The 15583-nt window shown below is 61.4% G+C and carries 17 protein-coding genes; 8 read left to right on the top strand and 9 right to left on the bottom strand.

Annotated elements, in window-relative coordinates; translation table 11 throughout:
* Positions 1–54 precede the first annotated feature (54 nt).
* Entirely contained in the window at positions 55–855 is an 801-nt protein-coding gene (locus tag FIV38_RS25740; protein WP_092234318.1) for an oxepin-CoA hydrolase, alternative type, read from the bottom strand.
* Between the two features lie 117 nt (positions 856–972).
* Here FIV38_RS25740 and FIV38_RS25735 point away from each other — a divergent pair, with 117 nt between their 5' ends.
* A complete protein-coding gene (locus FIV38_RS25735; protein WP_092234321.1) occupies positions 973–1902 on the top strand; it encodes a LysR family transcriptional regulator in 930 nt (309 codons plus the stop codon).
* Positions 1878–2408 carry a PadR family transcriptional regulator gene (locus FIV38_RS25730; protein ID WP_092234324.1) on the top strand — a complete coding sequence of 177 codons (531 nt, stop codon included), beginning with the start codon at positions 1878–1880 and terminating at the stop codon, positions 2406–2408. The genes FIV38_RS25735 and FIV38_RS25730 overlap by 25 nt, the downstream gene beginning before the upstream one ends.
* Before the next feature lie 160 nt (positions 2409–2568).
* On the opposite strand, the gene FIV38_RS25725 is transcribed toward FIV38_RS25730, so the two are convergent.
* Positions 2569–3543, bottom strand: a complete 975-nt coding sequence (locus tag FIV38_RS25725) for an NAD(P)H-dependent flavin oxidoreductase (RefSeq protein WP_092234328.1) — start codon at positions 3541–3543, stop codon at positions 2569–2571.
* 167 nt (positions 3544–3710) lie between these two features.
* Between FIV38_RS25725 and FIV38_RS30060 the strand changes: the two genes are divergently transcribed.
* A complete protein-coding gene (locus FIV38_RS30060) occupies positions 3711–3857 on the top strand; it encodes a hypothetical protein (RefSeq protein WP_166647833.1) in 147 nt (48 codons plus the stop codon).
* A 28-nt stretch (positions 3858–3885) separates the two neighbouring features.
* Here the strand turns inward: FIV38_RS30060 and FIV38_RS25720 are convergent, their stop codons facing one another.
* Together FIV38_RS25720 and FIV38_RS25715 are read right to left on the bottom strand one after the other, a co-directional pair.
* Positions 3886–4278: a VOC family protein gene (locus FIV38_RS25720; protein WP_092234331.1), complete on the bottom strand. Its 393-nt coding sequence runs from the start codon at positions 4276–4278 to the stop codon at positions 3886–3888.
* 33 nt (positions 4279–4311) lie between these two features.
* Positions 4312–4503 carry a hypothetical protein gene (locus FIV38_RS25715; protein ID WP_029292315.1) on the bottom strand — a complete coding sequence of 64 codons (192 nt, stop codon included), beginning with the start codon at positions 4501–4503 and terminating at the stop codon, positions 4312–4314.
* 129 nt (positions 4504–4632) lie between these two features.
* On the opposite strand from FIV38_RS25715, the gene FIV38_RS25710 reads away from it, so the two are divergent.
* Positions 4633–5535 (top strand): LysR substrate-binding domain-containing protein, encoded by a 903-nt coding sequence (locus tag FIV38_RS25710; RefSeq protein WP_029292316.1) that lies wholly within the window; start codon positions 4633–4635, stop codon positions 5533–5535.
* Positions 5536–5552: 17 nt separating this feature from the next.
* On the opposite strand, the gene FIV38_RS25705 is transcribed toward FIV38_RS25710, so the two are convergent.
* From FIV38_RS25705 to FIV38_RS25690, 4 genes are all read right to left on the bottom strand, one after another.
* Complete coding sequence (locus FIV38_RS25705) at positions 5553–6509, bottom strand: LysR family transcriptional regulator (protein ID WP_029292317.1); 957 nt, start codon at positions 6507–6509, stop codon at positions 5553–5555.
* Between the two features lie 137 nt (positions 6510–6646).
* Positions 6647–7834: a cyanate transporter gene (locus tag FIV38_RS25700; protein ID WP_092234335.1), complete on the bottom strand. Its 1188-nt coding sequence runs from the start codon at positions 7832–7834 to the stop codon at positions 6647–6649.
* 845 nt (positions 7835–8679) lie between these two features.
* Positions 8680–9294, bottom strand: a complete 615-nt coding sequence (locus tag FIV38_RS25695) for an NAD(P)-dependent oxidoreductase (protein WP_092234338.1) — start codon at positions 9292–9294, stop codon at positions 8680–8682.
* A 34-nt stretch (positions 9295–9328) separates the two neighbouring features.
* A complete protein-coding gene (locus FIV38_RS25690; RefSeq protein WP_029292320.1) occupies positions 9329–10195 on the bottom strand; it encodes an MBL fold metallo-hydrolase in 867 nt (288 codons plus the stop codon).
* Positions 10196–10308: 113 nt separating this feature from the next.
* Here FIV38_RS25690 and FIV38_RS25685 point away from each other — a divergent pair, with 113 nt between their 5' ends.
* Together FIV38_RS25685 and FIV38_RS30055 are read left to right on the top strand one after the other, a co-directional pair.
* Positions 10309–11214, top strand: a complete 906-nt coding sequence (locus FIV38_RS25685) for a LysR family transcriptional regulator (RefSeq protein WP_029292321.1) — start codon at positions 10309–10311, stop codon at positions 11212–11214.
* A 99-nt stretch (positions 11215–11313) separates the two neighbouring features.
* Positions 11314–11487, top strand: a complete 174-nt coding sequence (locus tag FIV38_RS30055; RefSeq protein WP_166647834.1) for a hypothetical protein — start codon at positions 11314–11316, stop codon at positions 11485–11487.
* On the opposite strand, the gene FIV38_RS25680 is transcribed toward FIV38_RS30055, so the two are convergent.
* A complete protein-coding gene (locus FIV38_RS25680; RefSeq protein ID WP_070995095.1) occupies positions 11461–12375 on the bottom strand; it encodes a helix-turn-helix domain-containing protein in 915 nt (304 codons plus the stop codon). The two genes, FIV38_RS30055 and FIV38_RS25680, sit on opposite strands and share 27 nt — an antisense overlap.
* Positions 12376–12554: 179 nt before the next feature.
* Here FIV38_RS25680 and pobA point away from each other — a divergent pair, with 179 nt between their 5' ends.
* Positions 12555–13748 (top strand): 4-hydroxybenzoate 3-monooxygenase, encoded by a 1194-nt coding sequence (pobA, locus tag FIV38_RS25675; RefSeq protein ID WP_092234342.1) that lies wholly within the window; start codon positions 12555–12557, stop codon positions 13746–13748.
* Between the two features lie 53 nt (positions 13749–13801).
* On the top strand, positions 13802–15319 hold the full coding sequence (locus tag FIV38_RS25670) for an MDR family MFS transporter (RefSeq protein WP_029292324.1): 1518 nt from the start codon (positions 13802–13804) through the stop codon (positions 15317–15319).
* Positions 15320–15583 lie beyond the last annotated feature (264 nt).

Below are 15583 nucleotides of genomic sequence, written 5' to 3'. Positions count from 1 at the left end.
GCACGCAATGCGGTTGCATGTCAAATATATGGAATCGTGTTTCGCTATGCGGAACTATTGATCGGTTATTCGTAAGCCGTTGAAGTCTGCGGGGCGTTTTTCAAAGAATGCGGCAATCCCTTCGGCAGCTTCATCGTCCCCCATGGACACCACCATATGGTTGGCCTCCAGCTCCAGCTGTTGTTCCAGGGTCGTGCGGCTGGCCTGGCGGCACAGGGTCTTGATGCGTGCCATTGCTCGCTGTGGGCCAGCGGCAATCCGGGTTGCCAGGGTGATGGCTGCCGGGAGCGCGTCACCGGGTTCGGTCAGCGCATTGACCGCGCCCAAGGCATGCAAGCGTTCACCGCTGATACGCTCACCTGTCAGGCACAGTTGCGTCAGTACCTGGCGCGAAACAAACTCGGCGAGGAACGCCGTGGCACCACCATCGGGCGTGAGGCCAACCTTGACGTAGGCCACCGAAAACGCAGCGTTACGCGCCACGACCAGCATGTCGCAAGCCAACGCAATCGATAGGCCGGCGCCGGCGGCGGCGCCTTCGACGGCGGCAATCACCGGCTTGCTGCAATTTTGGAGCGCGCGGATCAGGTCATGCAGGCCTTCAAGATTGACCCGGCGCTCCGCTGGCGTCATGGCCCGACGCAATGCCAGCCGATGCAGATCGCCGCCGGCGCAGAAATGGCCGCCAACCCCGGTCAGCACCACGGCGCCAATCGACGGGTCTGCCTCGGCCTGGGCCAGTGCCTGGGGCAATGCGGCATAGAACTCGGGCGTGAGTGCATTACGTGCGGCGGGGTTGTTATTGGACAGCACGAGGACAGCACCTTCACGCCCCACAAGAATCGGTTCACCCATGGTTTCACCTGTTGTGCTCAGTGGCTGGTTATTCCAAGGATTATCGGAAGGCAAAGCTTCATTGACAATCACAGCCCTGATTGACAGGCTGTTCAAAATTCTTTGACAGTGATCCCTATGGACCTCAAGTCGCTTACCTTGCTGGTCGAAATCATCGATGCAGGCAACCTCAGCGAGGCCGCACGGCGACTTAAAGTCAGCCGGGCCAATATCAGCTACCACCTCAGCCGCCTGGAGCAGTCGATCGGTTTGCAACTGGTGCGGCGCACGACGCGCCGCATTGAGCCGACCGAGATCGGCCTGCGCCTGTATGAGCACGGGCGGGCCATTCGCAATGAACTGCTGGCGGCGCAAGAGTCGGTCTCATCGCTGGGCCAGAGCTTGCAGGGCAGGGTGCGGGTGAGTGTGCCCAGCGGTTACGGGCAGTGGGTGATGGCCGACTGGCTGCTGGACTTCAAGCGGCTGTACCCGGGGATCGTGCTGGATGTGATGTTCGAAAATCGCGTCGAAGACCTGATGCGCGATGAAGTGGATATCGCAGTACGGGTCATGTCCGAGCCGCCGCAAAACCTGGTAGCTCGGGACATGGGCGTGTTGCGCTACGTGGCTTGCGTCTCGGCGGCCTATGCCCGGGAACATGGCGTGCCCGGACAACTGAGCGACTTGCGCACCGCGCCGCTGATTACCGCGGCGGTGGTCGGCCGACAATTGCGCGTTGCTGCGTACCTGGACGATGAGCGCCATGAGGTACTGCTGGAGCCCACCCTGATTTCAGAGAACTTCCTGTTTCTGCGCCAAGCGGTATTGGCCGGGCTGGGCGTAGGGCTGGTGCCGGACTACCTGGTGCAGGACGACGTACGCCAGGGCACGTTGGTGACCGCACTGGACACCTGGCGGCTGAGCATCTTCGGCACCAACATGTATATGCTCTACATGCCCGACCACCACCACACTCGCGCGACATCGACGTTCATCGACTTCATGCTCGCCCGCTCCAGAACCACGGAGATAGACTGCGCCCCATGTCCATCCAACACGCACTCCTGACCTCACTCCTGGAAAAACCCTCGACGGGGTATGAGCTGGCCAATCGGTTCGACCGCTCCATTGGTTACTTCTGGCAGGCCACCCATCAGCAGATCTATCGTGAGCTGGGGCGTATGGTCACGGCCGGCTGGCTCATGGCGCAGGACTGTCCCAAGGCCGACAAGCGGCGCAAAAAAATCTACCAGGTGCTACCTGCGGGGCGCGAAGAGTTGCAGCGTTGGGCGAGCGAGCCGCAAGAGTCGGGGGACCAGAGCCAGGCACTGTTGATCAAGCTACGTGCCGAGGCGGTCATCGGGCCGTTGGGCCTGCGTGAGGAAGTGCTGCGCCTGTTCAAGCAACACCAGGCCATGCTTGAGACATATCGGCAGATTGAACAGCGCGACTTTTCGTCTGCTTCGTTGACCCACGCACAGCGCCTGCAATACGTGGTGCTGCGGCGCGGAATCATGCTCGAAGAAAGCTGGCTGGCCTGGGCGGACGAGTTATTGCCATTGATTGAGGCGTGAGGCCAGGCAGGGTTCGACTCCGCCCCACCGCCAATCCCCTGTAGGAGCTGTCGAGCTTCAGCGAGGCTGCGATAGCGGCAACACAGGCACTGAAGATGTCGCCTGACCCCCCGCCATCGCAGCCTCGCCGGGGCTCGACAGCTCCCACTTTTGTTCTTCGTTAATGAGTCGCGCTGAGGTCCAGGCGTTTACGTGAGGCTTGATACTCGCCCTTGAGCCGCTCGATCAAACCGCCCGCCGGCAGTACCGACTTGACCGCGCCTACACCTTGGCCTGCGCCCCAGATATCTTTCCATGCCTTGGCCTTGGCCCCCTCACCGGTGCCGAAATTCATTGCCGAAGGGTCGGACACCGGTAGTTCATCCGGGTCCAGGCCGCTGTTGGCGATGCTTTGGCGCAGGTAATTGCCATGCACGCCGGTAAACAGGTTGGAGTACACAATGTCATCGGCCGAGCTCTCGACAATCATTTGCTTGTAGGCCGCCTGTGCATGGGCTTCTTCAGTGGCGATAAATGCCGAGCCTATGTAGGCCAGGTCCGCGCCTGCCGCCTGCGCGGCGAGAATTCCATTGCCGTGGGAAATGGCCCCCGAAAGCAGCAGCGGGCCGTCGAACCATTCACGGATTTCCTGGATAAGCGCAAAGGGCGAAATCTTCCCCGCATGGCCACCAGCGCCTGCAGCCACGGCGATCAGGCCGTCGGCGCCTTTGTCGATGGCTTTTTTGGCGAAGGTATTGTTGATCACGTCGTGCAGCACGATGCCGCCGTAGGCGTGCACCGCGTCATTCACATCCACCCGCGCACCCAGGGACGTGATGATGATCGGGACTTTGTACTTGGCGCACAGGGCCAGGTCGTGCTCGAGGCGATCATTGGACTTGTGCACGATCTGGTTGACCGCAAACGGCGCAGAAGGCTTGTCCGGATGCAGGGCATCGTACGCGGCTAGCTCGGTTGTAATCTGTTTGAGCCACTCCTCCAGCACCGGTGCCGGCCGTGCATTCAGCGCCGGGAACGAACCCACCACGCCCGCCTTGCACTGGGCGATCACCAGCTGCGGGCTGGAAATAATAAACAGCGGCGAACACACCACTGGAATCGAAAGACGGCCTTGCAACACAGCGGGGAGAGTCATGGCGGCTCCAATCGGATCGGGGGTCGGGTACCCGGCGAGGAGAAATTAGCAGGGTGAATTTTAATATGCAACCAGTTGCATAGTTGCAGCGGTTGCTGCCCGCAAGAAATGCGTTTGCTGTTCTATGCTGCTTAAGCGGGACTCAATCTTAAGGACGGGAGGACGGTATGAACAATGAACCCAAGCCGCACGACGAGACGCAGCAGGAGCGCGCCCGGCAGCGTCGCGAGGAAGAGAAGCCACAGACCTGGAAGCACCCGGATGATGGTACGGAACTGTCCGAGCGCGATCAGGAGCGTCCGCTGAAACCCTGACGGCAACAGCCGGCTTGCCAGGTGCGTGTCAGCCTTGGATCGGCGTACACAGTTCCACTAGCGTCCCATCCGGGCAACGCACATACGACACCACCTGGCCCCAGGGCTTGCTGCTTGGCGCCGTCAGCTCGCTTGCACCGGCGCTTAGCGCCTTGGCGTGGGCGGCCGGCACGTCATCGGTGACGAACCCCAACTCCATGCCCAGTGGTTGTTTCGAGCTGTGGGCTGCCACGTGCCCGCCGGGAAAATTCATCTCCCCCAGCTCATGGGCCGCAAAGGACAAGGTGGTGCCACCCGTATCCAGCTCGCCATAGGTGCCTGATTCATGCAGGAAACGCCGGTTGAAGCCGAAGGCGTTTTCAAAAAATTGCAGGGACGCGGCGACGTCGGGCACATAGACGATGGTGTAGGCGAATTTCATGGTTAAGCGCTCCATGCTTGAGTGAGATGGCGATTAAAGAATGCCTGCCGATACCAGCAAGGCCGTAGGAAACCCCGACGCGAGCACCAGGTACGCAACGATAGCGGCCAGGCACAACCCTACAAATACCCGCAACAGTGTTCTGGCGGTAGGGTGGGCGATGAACTTGATGGACCAGATGCACATCCCGGCCATCAGAACAGCCAGGACAAGAATGACCAGCACGGTGATGTTCTCGGTTGCCGTGGAAGCTGATTTATAGTCCCAAACCCTTGGCTTGGATAGTCTGCACATAGACGCAGGGCCCGCTGTGTTCCTAAACTGCCGGCTGTCTTGGGCTGTGGTGCGCGTGCCATGAATCGCAATGAATTACGCAAGGCCGATATCAATCTGATGGTGGTGTTTGAAACGCTGATGCTCGAGCGCAACGTGACACGCGCGGCAGAGAAGCTGTTTCTCGGCCAGCCGACGATCAGCGCCGCCCTCAACCGCCTGCGCACGTTGTTCAACGACCCGCTGTTTATCCGCGTCGGCCATCGCATGGAACCCACGGCGCGGGCCGAGGAACTTATCCTGCATCTGTCGCCGGCCCTGGATTCGCTGTCGGCGGCGTTGAGTCTTACCCATGATTTCGACCCGTCTGTCAGCACCATGACCTTTCGCATCGGCCTGTCCGATGACGTCGAGTTCGGCCTGTTGCCACCGCTGCTGCGTGCTCTGCGCACCGAAGCGCCGCAGGTGGTATTTGTGGTACAGCATGTGGATTACTGGCGCATCCCGGATTTGCTGGCAGCGGGCGATATTACCGTGGGCATCACCCAGACCCGCGGCCTGCCGGCCAATGCCAAGCGCAAGTTGTTGCGCCATATCCGCCCCAGCGTGCTACGCGCCGACCCCTCGGACCAGCCGCTGACCCTCGATGAATATTGCTCACGGCCCCATGTGCTGGTGTCCCACACCGCCAATGTCGCGGGTTTTGCCGATGAGTGGCTGGCAGAGATCGGTCGCAAGCGGCACGTAGTGTTATCCGTGCCGCAATACAGCTCCTTGCCGGCGTTGTTGGCCGGCACCGATATGATCGCCAGCCTGCCGGACTATGCGGCCCAGGCCATGGCGGCGGCGGGCAACCTGTTTTGCGAGCCGTTCCCGTTCGACACGCCGACCCTGGACCTGTCCATGGTCTGGCTCAGCCACGTTGACAGCGACCCCGCCGAGCGCTGGATGCGCTCACGGCTGGAAGCCTTTATGAAGGGCTGAGAACGTTGGATTGCACGCTATGCATGGGCTTCTTTCAGCGCTTCCAGCTTGAGGCTTGCTGCGGCTCTGGCCACCTGTTCCCGAAACCACAGGTTGGCGCTTTCCTGCTCGCTGGCGTCGTTCCATTGCATATCCAGGGTAAACCCCGGTAGGCCGTTGGGTGCCTCGCAGTGGCCAAACTGCGGCTCCACGGCCAGCAACTGCTGCACACGTCGGGGCAGGGTGACGATGAAGTCGGTGCCGGCAATCATCTTCAGCGCCGCGCTGTAGCTGTTGGCGCGGGCGATGACCTGGCGCTTGTGGGCCTGGCGGGCCAGCCAGCCGTCGATCATGTTGGTGTCCGAGGTCCAGGGCGTGGGGAATACGTGGCGCCGTGCCACAAAGGACTGCAGGCTGAACGCCGGCTCGCGCGGGGCGGCGCGTTTGTCGAAGACGCAGACCAGGTCGTCCTCCAGCAGCATCTCGGTCCTGAGGTCCTTGTGCTCGCGATGAAAGTGCGGGCCGAAGCAGATCACCAGGTCCAGGCGCCCGTCGCGCAGCGCTTCGATGGGAATCTCGGTTTCCAGCTTCTGCACGTTGACGATCACCGGCAGGTCGGCATGATCGAAGTCTTTCAACAATCTGGGCAGGATCAGTTGTTCGAAGTACTCGGGCGCACAAAGGTTGAAGGTGACGGTTTTTTGCTTGGGGTCGAACGTCTGCGCACCCGCATGGCAGAGGTTGATGCTTTCGAGGATTTTCTGCACATGGCCATACATGGTGCTGGCCTTGTAGGTCGGGCGCATGCCGGCACGGGTATTGATAAACAAGTCGTCCTCGAAGCTGGTGCGCAGCTTCTTCAGGCTGTAACTGACGGTGGACTGGCTGACAAACAGGGTTTCGGACACATCGGTGACGCTGCTTTGCTCATACACCGCGATGAACACCATCAGGTCCTGCATATCGAGCTTTCTAAGCAAGTTGCTGTTTAGCATTCGTTCCGTCCGTGAGTCTGTTGCGCGACCGCAGCGCAAACAAGACAAAATGTTAACGGAACGCTCGTACCAATAGAAAGGTCTGTCGGACCTTTCTATGTTCATTGTGGGACAGATACTGTTTGGAACACGACGCCCTAGCGGATATGCCGTGCATAGTGGCGTGGGTCGAAGCGCAGGACGATCAGTAACATCACCACCACCACGGCGGTGAGCGACCACCAGGCCCACTCGAAACTGCCCAGTTGGTCGCGGATCATCCCGGCAATCAGCGGCGATACGCCAGCAATCAGGTAGCCGATGCCCTGCACGAATGCCGTCAGGCCGCCGGCGCGGCGTGGGTTGTCCAGATGGTCGAGGGACAGGATCAGGCTCATGGGGAACAGCCCGCCAATGCCCAGGCCCAGCAGGCACGGCCACAGTAATGTGAGGTGCTGCGGCGAGAGGATCAGGCCACAGAAGCCCGCGATGATCAGCACCAGCAACACGGCAACCACGCCGCGCTTGTCCTGCCGCCGGTTGGCGATGGCCGGGGTGATCAGCCCGGACACCACTTCCATGGCCGTCAGGAAGCCCAGTAGCAGCCCGGCGTTCTGTTCGCTCCAGCCCTGCTCGACGTAGTACGGCGCCAGCCATGCCAGTACGCAGGTGTAGGAAGCGGTACCGAGGCCGAAGAAAATCGCCAGCAACCACGCACGGCGATTACCGAAAAATGACTCCTGGGGGCCGGCGCCGGCTGGGGGCAGGGGTGGCAACGCCGCGCGCTGGGCGTACCAGAACAGCAGCGCCAATACCGCAAGCACCGCCCAGATTGCCAGGCCGATACGCCAACTGCCGGTTTGCACCTGGATGAACGGCGAGAACGATGCCGCCAATGCTGCGCCACCCATGATTGCGGTGACGTACAGGCCCATGAACAGCGAAACATTGTCACGAAAGTGCGACTTGATCAGCGCGGGCATCAACGCCTGGATCAAGGCAATGCCCACGCCGGCGGCAATGGCGCTGAGGATCAATTCGGCCGCAGAGTCGAGAAACAGCCGCGACAGCGTGGCCAGGCCAATCACCACCAGCGACAGCACGATACTGCGATGCTCACCCAACCGTTTGCCCAGGCCAATGCCAAAGAACATCGCCAAGCCCATCGCCATCACTGGCAGCATGGTCAACAACGAGGCGGTGCTGAAACTCAGGGGTACATCGGCGCGGATCGACGATAACAAAGGCCCGACCGCCGCCATGGACGGGCGCAGGTTCAGGGCCACCAGCACAACGCTGAGCATCAACCAGAGGGCGGTGGTGGGTTTAGCGTGGACGTTTTCCATGGGCGGGCCTTGAGCGGACAAGGTCGCTATTAGGCGGCCACCCAGGGCGAGGGGCAAATGAGAAAGTCGCAGGGGCTATTGAATAAACAGGCGCCGCTTTGTCGATTGCACACCTGACCTGTGGCGAGCGGGCTTGCCCCGCGTTGGGGCGCGTAGCGCCCCCAATCAGGTATTGCGCAGAGACTGGTTGTGGGGCTGCTGCGCAGCCCCGCGCGGGCATGAGTATCTACACAACTCTTTGATGGTTCTTTGGGTTGTGTACATATCCGTTGCTGCGGTCACGGCGGCTATGGGTTCCGCCCTGACAGCCGACCTGATCGGTGAGGCTTACGCGTATACCTGTGGGAGCTGGCTTGCCTGCGATAGCGGTCGATCAGTCAATATATTTATCGGCTGATACACCGCTATCGCAGGCAAGCCAGCTCCCACAGGGGAATGCAGCTTCGCGCTCTGGCTTTGCTGTTGCCCAGCTTTTGATCTGGCTTTTGATCTTGGGCGCCCCGTCAAACCACGATGGCCGCAGGCAGGTATTGCGCAGTGGGCACCCCGGCAGGGATGCCGGGGTAGCCGCGACACGGCCATGGATGGCCGATCGCGGCGGGCCCACGGAGCAATGCCTGACTGCGGGCATGCCGAGCCTTGGCGAGGCACCGAGTGGTGGGGCAAGAGCGCTTTGGTTACTTTGGACTGGGCCGGCACTCCGGCTTTTCGAAAGTGACCCGCCGTCAGGGCGGAACCCATAGCCGCCATAACCGCAGCAACGGGTATGTACACATCCCCAGAAGAGCGAGTTGTGTAGATACTCATGCCGCGCGGGGCAAGCCCGCTCGCCACAGAGCGTGTGTTTAGTAGCCTACGGTGAAACGCTGGCGCGAATGTTTCGGTGTTTCCACTTCATCGATCAACGCAATCGCGAAGTCGGCAAAGCTGATCCAACTGCGGCCTTCGCTGCTCACCAGCAGGTCGTCCTGGCCCAGGCGGAACGTGCCGGTGCGCTCAGTCTCGACAAACTCTGCCGAGGGCGAAAGAAAGGTCCAGTCCAACGTCTTTTCCTGGCGCAAGGTGTCGAGGAACGCCGCACCCGCACTGGCCTCGGCCTTGTATTCGGCAGGGAACCCTTCGCTGTCGATGACCCGCCCGCCGCCCGGCAACAGCAGCGAACCCGCACCGCCCACTACCAGCAAACGCTTTACGCCGGCCTGTTTGACCGGGCCGATCACTGCGGCAGCGGGCAGGGTGGCGAAGTGCGCGGCGCTGATCACCACGTCGCTGCCGCTGATGGCCTGTTGCAGAGCTGCCGCGTCCAGGGCGTCGACCTGTTTGACGGTCAGGCCGGGACGCGCTGCGATAGCGCCAGTGTTACGGGCAATGGCAGTGACCGTGTGGCCGCGACGCAGGGCTTCTTCCAGCAGTTGGCTACCGGCACGGCCGGTGGCACCAATGATTGCAATCTTGCTCATGACGTTCTCCAGGGTGGGTAAAGGTTGGATCAATTCACCACTTCATTTCGCCCTTGGCGACTTTGGCGCTCAGTTCCAGAGAGCTTTCATCGGCCAGGTGCGGGTAGCGTTTTTTCATCGCCGCAATCAGTGCGGTGGAATCCTTGGCCTTGGCGGTCTCTACGTCGAACGCCTTGATGTAGTCGGCAGTGAAGGCGACAGATTTGGCCGAAGGTGTGCCCAGGTAGTGACCGGGTACCACGGTGACCGGTTTGAGTTTTTCGATACGTTGCAGGGTGCCCAGCCAATCGGCGTGGGATTTCGCGCCCTGGGTGTCGGCCATCCACAGGTGGATGTTTTGCGAGACCACCACGCCGCCGACCACGGCCTTGATCGATGGGATCCAGACAAAGCTGCGATCCGGCTGCGGGCCGTCCAGGCCGATCACTTCCAGTGCTTGCCCTTCAAGCGTCAGGCTATGGCCTTCGAGGACTTGGGGAATAATGGTTTTGGCCGGCTTGTCGTCGCCCATTTTCGGACCCCAGTATTCGATCTTTCCGGCAACGGTGGCCTTGATATGGTCGACCACTGGCTGCGGGGCGAGGATCTTGGCCTGGGGGAAGGCGCTGGCCAGAGTGTCGAGGCCGAAGTAGTAGTCTGGGTCGCCATGGCTGATATAGATGGTGGTCAGTTGTTTGCCGCTGGCGCGGATTTTCTGCACCAGTTGTTCGGCCTGGCCTTTGCCAAACTGCGCGTCCACCAGGATCGCGTCTTTCTCGCCGCTGACCAGCACCGAACTGACAGGGAAGATCGCCGATTCGCCCGGGTTGTAGACATCGAGGGTGAGGTCGGCGGCGACGGCGTGGGCGGCAAAGCCGAGAACGGTAGTGGCCAATACAAAGCGCTTGAGGGTGGTGAGCATGTTCAGGTCCAGGTCAGGGGTGCCTTGGCAGGCGATGGACAGAGCTTAGTTGCACTGAACGCAGCAAAAAATGCGATGCTGGAACATAGTTTGTTTCTGAAATCGGGCAAATCATGGATCGTCTTCAAGCAATGCGCGTGTTTGTCACCGTGGTCGACCTGGGCAGCCAATCTGCCGCCGCCGATCATCTGGACCTGTCGCGCCCTGTGGTGTCGCGTTATCTGGCGGAGTTGGAGGACTGGGTCGGCGCCCGCTTGATGCACCGCACCACTCGCAAGCTCAGCCTGACCGCCGCCGGCAGCGAAACCCTGCCACGATGCCGGCAGATGCTGGAATTGTCCTGCGACATGCAGGCCGCCGTCAGCGAACCGGACGACGCCCCCCGTGGCCTGGTGCGCCTGAGTGTCAGCACCTCGTTTGGCCAGGCGCAGTTGGCCGAGGCGATGGCCGATTACGTCAAGCGTTACCCGTTGGTCAGCATTGACCTGCAGATGCTCGATCGCACGGTGAACCTGGTGGATGAGCGCATTGACCTGGCGATCCGCACCAGCAATGACCTGGACCCTAACCTGATCGCCCGTCAACTGACGGTATGCCGCTCGGTGATCTGCGCTTCGCCGGCGTATCTGCAGGAACACCCGCAACCCCAGCGGGTAGAGGAGCTGGCGGGGCATAACTGCCTGACCCATTCTTACTTCGGCAAAAGCCTGTGGCATTTCGAGGAGGATGGCGAACCGGTATCGGTGCCGGTGCACGGCAATATCAGCGCCAATGAGGCCAGCACCTTGCTACGGCTGACCCTGGCCGGCGCGGGGGTGGCGATGTTGCCGACCTATCAGGCCGGCGATTACATCCGCAGCGGGCAACTGATCCGCCTGCTGCCCCATGCCGAGCCCCGGCGGATGAACATGTACGCGGTCTACGCCTCGCGTAAGCACATGCCGCAGGCCTTGCGCAGCCTTCTGGATTTCCTGGTATTGCGCTTCCCGCCCGAGCCGCAATGGGATGCGGGGCTGTAGGGCCGATAAGGCGCCTGAATACCCGTCAATACTGGCAACTCGCCCTGGCTGACCTATGCTTAAGACAGCACCTTCTTGATCTGTCCGGAGGTCACCGCCATGACGATCAAAACCAGAAAGTACCTGATGATCTTTGCCCTGTGCGCCTTCGCCACAGCCCTGTACGGCACCGCCGCCTACCGCGCCGAACAGGCCCGCCAGCAACCGGGCATGGCCGCGAGCTGCAACCATGGGCAATGCACCTACTCAGCGACGTTGAGCGCTCTGCGCTGACACCCCATCGTTAGGCGCCGCGTTCAGCTGTTCGCGAAATGCCTTGGGTGAAAACCCCACGCGTCGTCGGAACAGGCGTGAAAAGTTGGTCGGATCTGAAAACCCCAAAACCTCAGACATTTCGTTGATGGTCATGCTGGTGTAGGTCAGCAGGCGCTTGGCCTCCAACAACTGACGGTCATGCATGATCTGCAAGGCCGGCTGCCCGCCCAATTCGCGGCAGGTGCCGTTGAGGTGCGACACAGAGATCCCCAGCTTGTGCGCCAGGTCTTCGATTTTCGGGTGTTCGCGGTAGTGCTGCTCCACCAACTGGGTGAAACGCCGGAAGTATTCACGGCCCCGTGGGGCCCGTGGATGGCGGCGCTGGATGGCCTGGCGGCTGATCCACACCAATAGCACGCTGACCAGGGCGTGCATCATCATGTCCCGGGCCGGGAAGTCGTCGCTGTATTCGTTCTGCAACCGCGTAAAAAGGCTATTGAGATAGTCACTGTCCTGGCCCGCCGGGTAGCTGCCCAGGGCGCTCAAACCGTCCACCGCCGAACCCAATTGGCCTTGCAGGTGCGCCACCAGTGGCGCGGCCAGTGTCACCACAAATCCTTCGACATCCTCGGAAAACCGGAACCCATGCACACACAGCGGCGGTAGCACCTGCAGGGTCGACTGCGTCAGCGTCGTGCGCTGGCCCTCGATCTCCAGTTGCGCCTGGCCCTTGTACACGTAGAGCAATTGGCACAGGTCCGCATGCCGGTGGGGCTGGATCTCCCACTGGTACTCACGGCTGCGCCGGGAGATGGTTTCACAGTGCAGCAAGTCTGGCGTCGGCCACTGTTGGCTTTCCCCGTAGAGTTTGAACACTGGAATCGCGGGGCTGGCATTTTTGGTCATGTTTTTATCCGATACTCAGGACAGTGGTTCGGTAATCGCCCCGATTGGCGAAAAGCGCAGGCTTTGGCTCAGTTTTCACCTTCTTGTGGCGGTCACTCAAGGGAAAAATGCCAGTACCAAAACCACTGACAACGCTTTCACCGGTTACGTTCGGGGGAAGCAGGCGGGTCATAAAAATAATGAAAACGCTAAAAACCCAAATCGCCATCATCGGCGCCGGTCCTTCGGGGCTGCTGCTCGGCCAGTTGCTGCACAACGCCGGGATTGAAACCCTGATTCTTGAGCGGCAGACCCCGGACTATGTACTGGGGCGGATTCGCGCCGGGGTGCTGGAGCAGGGCATGGTCGAGCTGTTGCGCCAGGCGGGCGTCGGCCAGCGGATGGACGCCGAGGGCCTGGTGCATGAAGGCTTCGAGCTGGCTCTGAATGGGCGTTTGCAACATATCGACCTGAAATCCCTGACCGGCGGCAAGACCGTGATGATCTACGGCCAGACCGAAGTCACCCGCGACCTGATGGCCGCCCGCGAGCAGGCCGGCGCCATCACTTTCTATGAAGCACGCAACGTACAACCCCACGACCTCAAGGGCGAGCGGCCCTGGCTGACCTTCGAGCATCAAGGCCAGCAGGTACGCGTGGACTGTGACTACATCGCCGGTTGCGATGGCTTCCACGGCGTGGCGCGTCAGTCGATCCCCAGTGACGTGCTCAAGACCTTCGAGCGGGTTTACCCCTTCGGCTGGCTGGGCATTCTTGCCGACACCCCGCCGGTCCACGACGAATTGGTATACGCCAAGCACCCGCGCGGCTTTGCCCTGTGCAGCATGCGTTCGTCCAGCCGCAGCCGCTATTACCTGCAAGTGCCGGCCGCGGAGTCGATTGACGCGTGGTCCGACCAGCGCTTCTGGGATGAACTCAAGGCGCGCTTACCCACGGATCTGGCGGCGCAATTGGTCACCGGGCCGTCGATCGAAAAGAGCATCGCCCCGCTGCGCAGTTTCGTGGTGGAGCCCATGCAGTACGGGCGCCTGTTCCTGCTGGGAGACGCCGCCCACATCGTGCCGCCCACCGGGGCCAAGGGCCTGAACCTGGCGGCCGGTGATGTCAGCACCCTGTTTACGATCCTGTGCAAGGTGTACCGGGAAGGGCGCGTGGAGCTGCTGGAAAAATACTCACAGATCTGCCTGCGCCGTATCTGGAAGGCCGAGCGGTTTTCGTGGTGGATGACCTCGATGCTGCACCAGTTTCCCGAGGCGGATGGCTTCAGCCAACGCATCGCCCAGAGTGAGCTGGAGTACTTTGTCGAGTCTGAGGCCGGGCGTAAAACCATTGCAGAAAATTACGTAGGACTTCCCTACGAAGCTATCCAATAGCTGGCTATCGAGTAACATGACGGGCATTGCCGCGGGCCTCTTTTTCCGTGGCCTTGCCTGCAGGTTCTGCCGTGACTCAACCCACACCTTCTGTACGCAGTGTCCTCGCCGCGCTGATGTTGGCGATTTTCCTCGGCGCCCTGGACCAGACCATCGTGGCGGTGTCGATGCCGGCCATTTCCGCCCAGTTCAACGACGTCAACCTGCTGGCCTGGGTCATCTCCGGCTACATGGTGGCGATGACGGTGGCGGTGCCGATCTACGGCAAGCTCGGCGACCTGTACGGGCGCCGGCCCATGATGCTGATCGGCATGGGCCTGTTCACCGTCGCCTCGCTGTTTTGTGGCATGGCGCAAAGCATGGAACAACTGGTGCTGGCGCGTATCCTCCAGGGCATTGGCGCGGGCGGGATGATTTCCGTGAGCCAGGCGATCATCGGCGACATCATCCCACCCCGCGAGCGCGGGCGTTACCAGGGTTACTTCAGCAGCATGTACGCCGTCGCCAGCGTGGCCGGGCCGGTGCTGGGCGGCTATATGACCGAGTACCTGTCGTGGCGCTGGGTGTTTTTGATCAACCTGCCATTGGGCGCGGGCGCCTGGTGGGTGGCCCATCGCACCCTCGTGGGGCTGCCGGTGCCACAGCGCAAGCCGATCATCGATTACCTCGGCACGCTGCTGATGATCGTTGGCCTGACGGCGCTGTTGCTGGGCATCACTGAAATCGGCCAGGGCCATCATTGGCGCGATGATCAAGTGCTGGGCCTGCTGGCATGTGCCCTGGTGGCGTTGACGCTGTTTGTCTGGCACGAGCGCCGGGCGCGGGAGCCGTTGTTGCCCATGCACCTGTTCGCCAATCGCAGCGCGGTGCTGTGCTGGTGCACGATTTTCTTCACCAGTTTCCAGGCCATCTCGCTGATCGTACTGATGCCCCTGCGCTACCAGAGCGTCACGGGCGCCGGCGCCGACAGCGCTGCGCTGCACCTGCTGCCGCTGGCGATGGGCTTGCCCATGGGCGCGTTCTTCGCCGGGCGCATGACCTCGGTGACGGGGCGCTACAAACCCATGATCCTGGCCGGGGCAGTGCTCACGCCGATTGCGATCCTCGGCATGGCCTTCAGCGCACCCCAGTCCCTGGTCTTGAGCAGCCTGTTCATGGTGCTCAGTGGCATTGCCTCAGGCATGCAGTTCCCGACGTCCCTGGTGGGCACGCAAAACTCGGTGGCCCAACACGACATTGGCGTCGCCACCAGCACCACCAACCTGTTCCGCTCCCTGGGTGGCGCGGTTGGCGTGGCGTGCATGTCGGCCTTGCTGCTGGCGTTGTTGCAGGATTCGAGTATTGCCCATCTGGCCGGTGGCTCGATGATGGCTGAAGGCAGTTCCGGCAACGTCCTGCTCGATGGCCTCAATGCCGCGCCCGGCCCGGCGCAGGATGCCTTGCGTGGGGAGTTGCTGAGTACGTTCCGGCATTTATTGATGATCAGTGCGGCGGTGTCGCTGCTGGGGCTGGCGGCGGCGATTGCCATGCCCAACCACCTGTTGCGTGGGCGTGAGGACAAGGCGCGATAAACGCTTCGACCCAGGACGCTCAATTAAGCGCGAACCCCGCCTGTGGCGAGGGGGCTCGTCCCCCGTTGGGCTGCGCAGCAGCCCCAACCCAATAAGCCTCACAGAGTTTTATCTGACACACCGGGGTGGCATATTTTGGGGCTGCTGCGCAGCCCAACGGGGGTGTAGAACCGTAGACATCCTTTACATCTGAAACCGGGGACATCGTTTACACATTTGAAGCTTGGATGCGGCTCTTGCCGCGTCCAAGTCTGCCCAAGGGAT

This window comes from Pseudomonas proteolytica (assembly GCF_007858275.1).
Taxonomy (GTDB): domain Bacteria; phylum Pseudomonadota; class Gammaproteobacteria; order Pseudomonadales; family Pseudomonadaceae; genus Aquipseudomonas; species Aquipseudomonas proteolytica.
The sequence above is the reverse complement of the archived record's forward strand: the minus strand, read 5'-3'. Positions and strand labels throughout refer to the sequence as shown.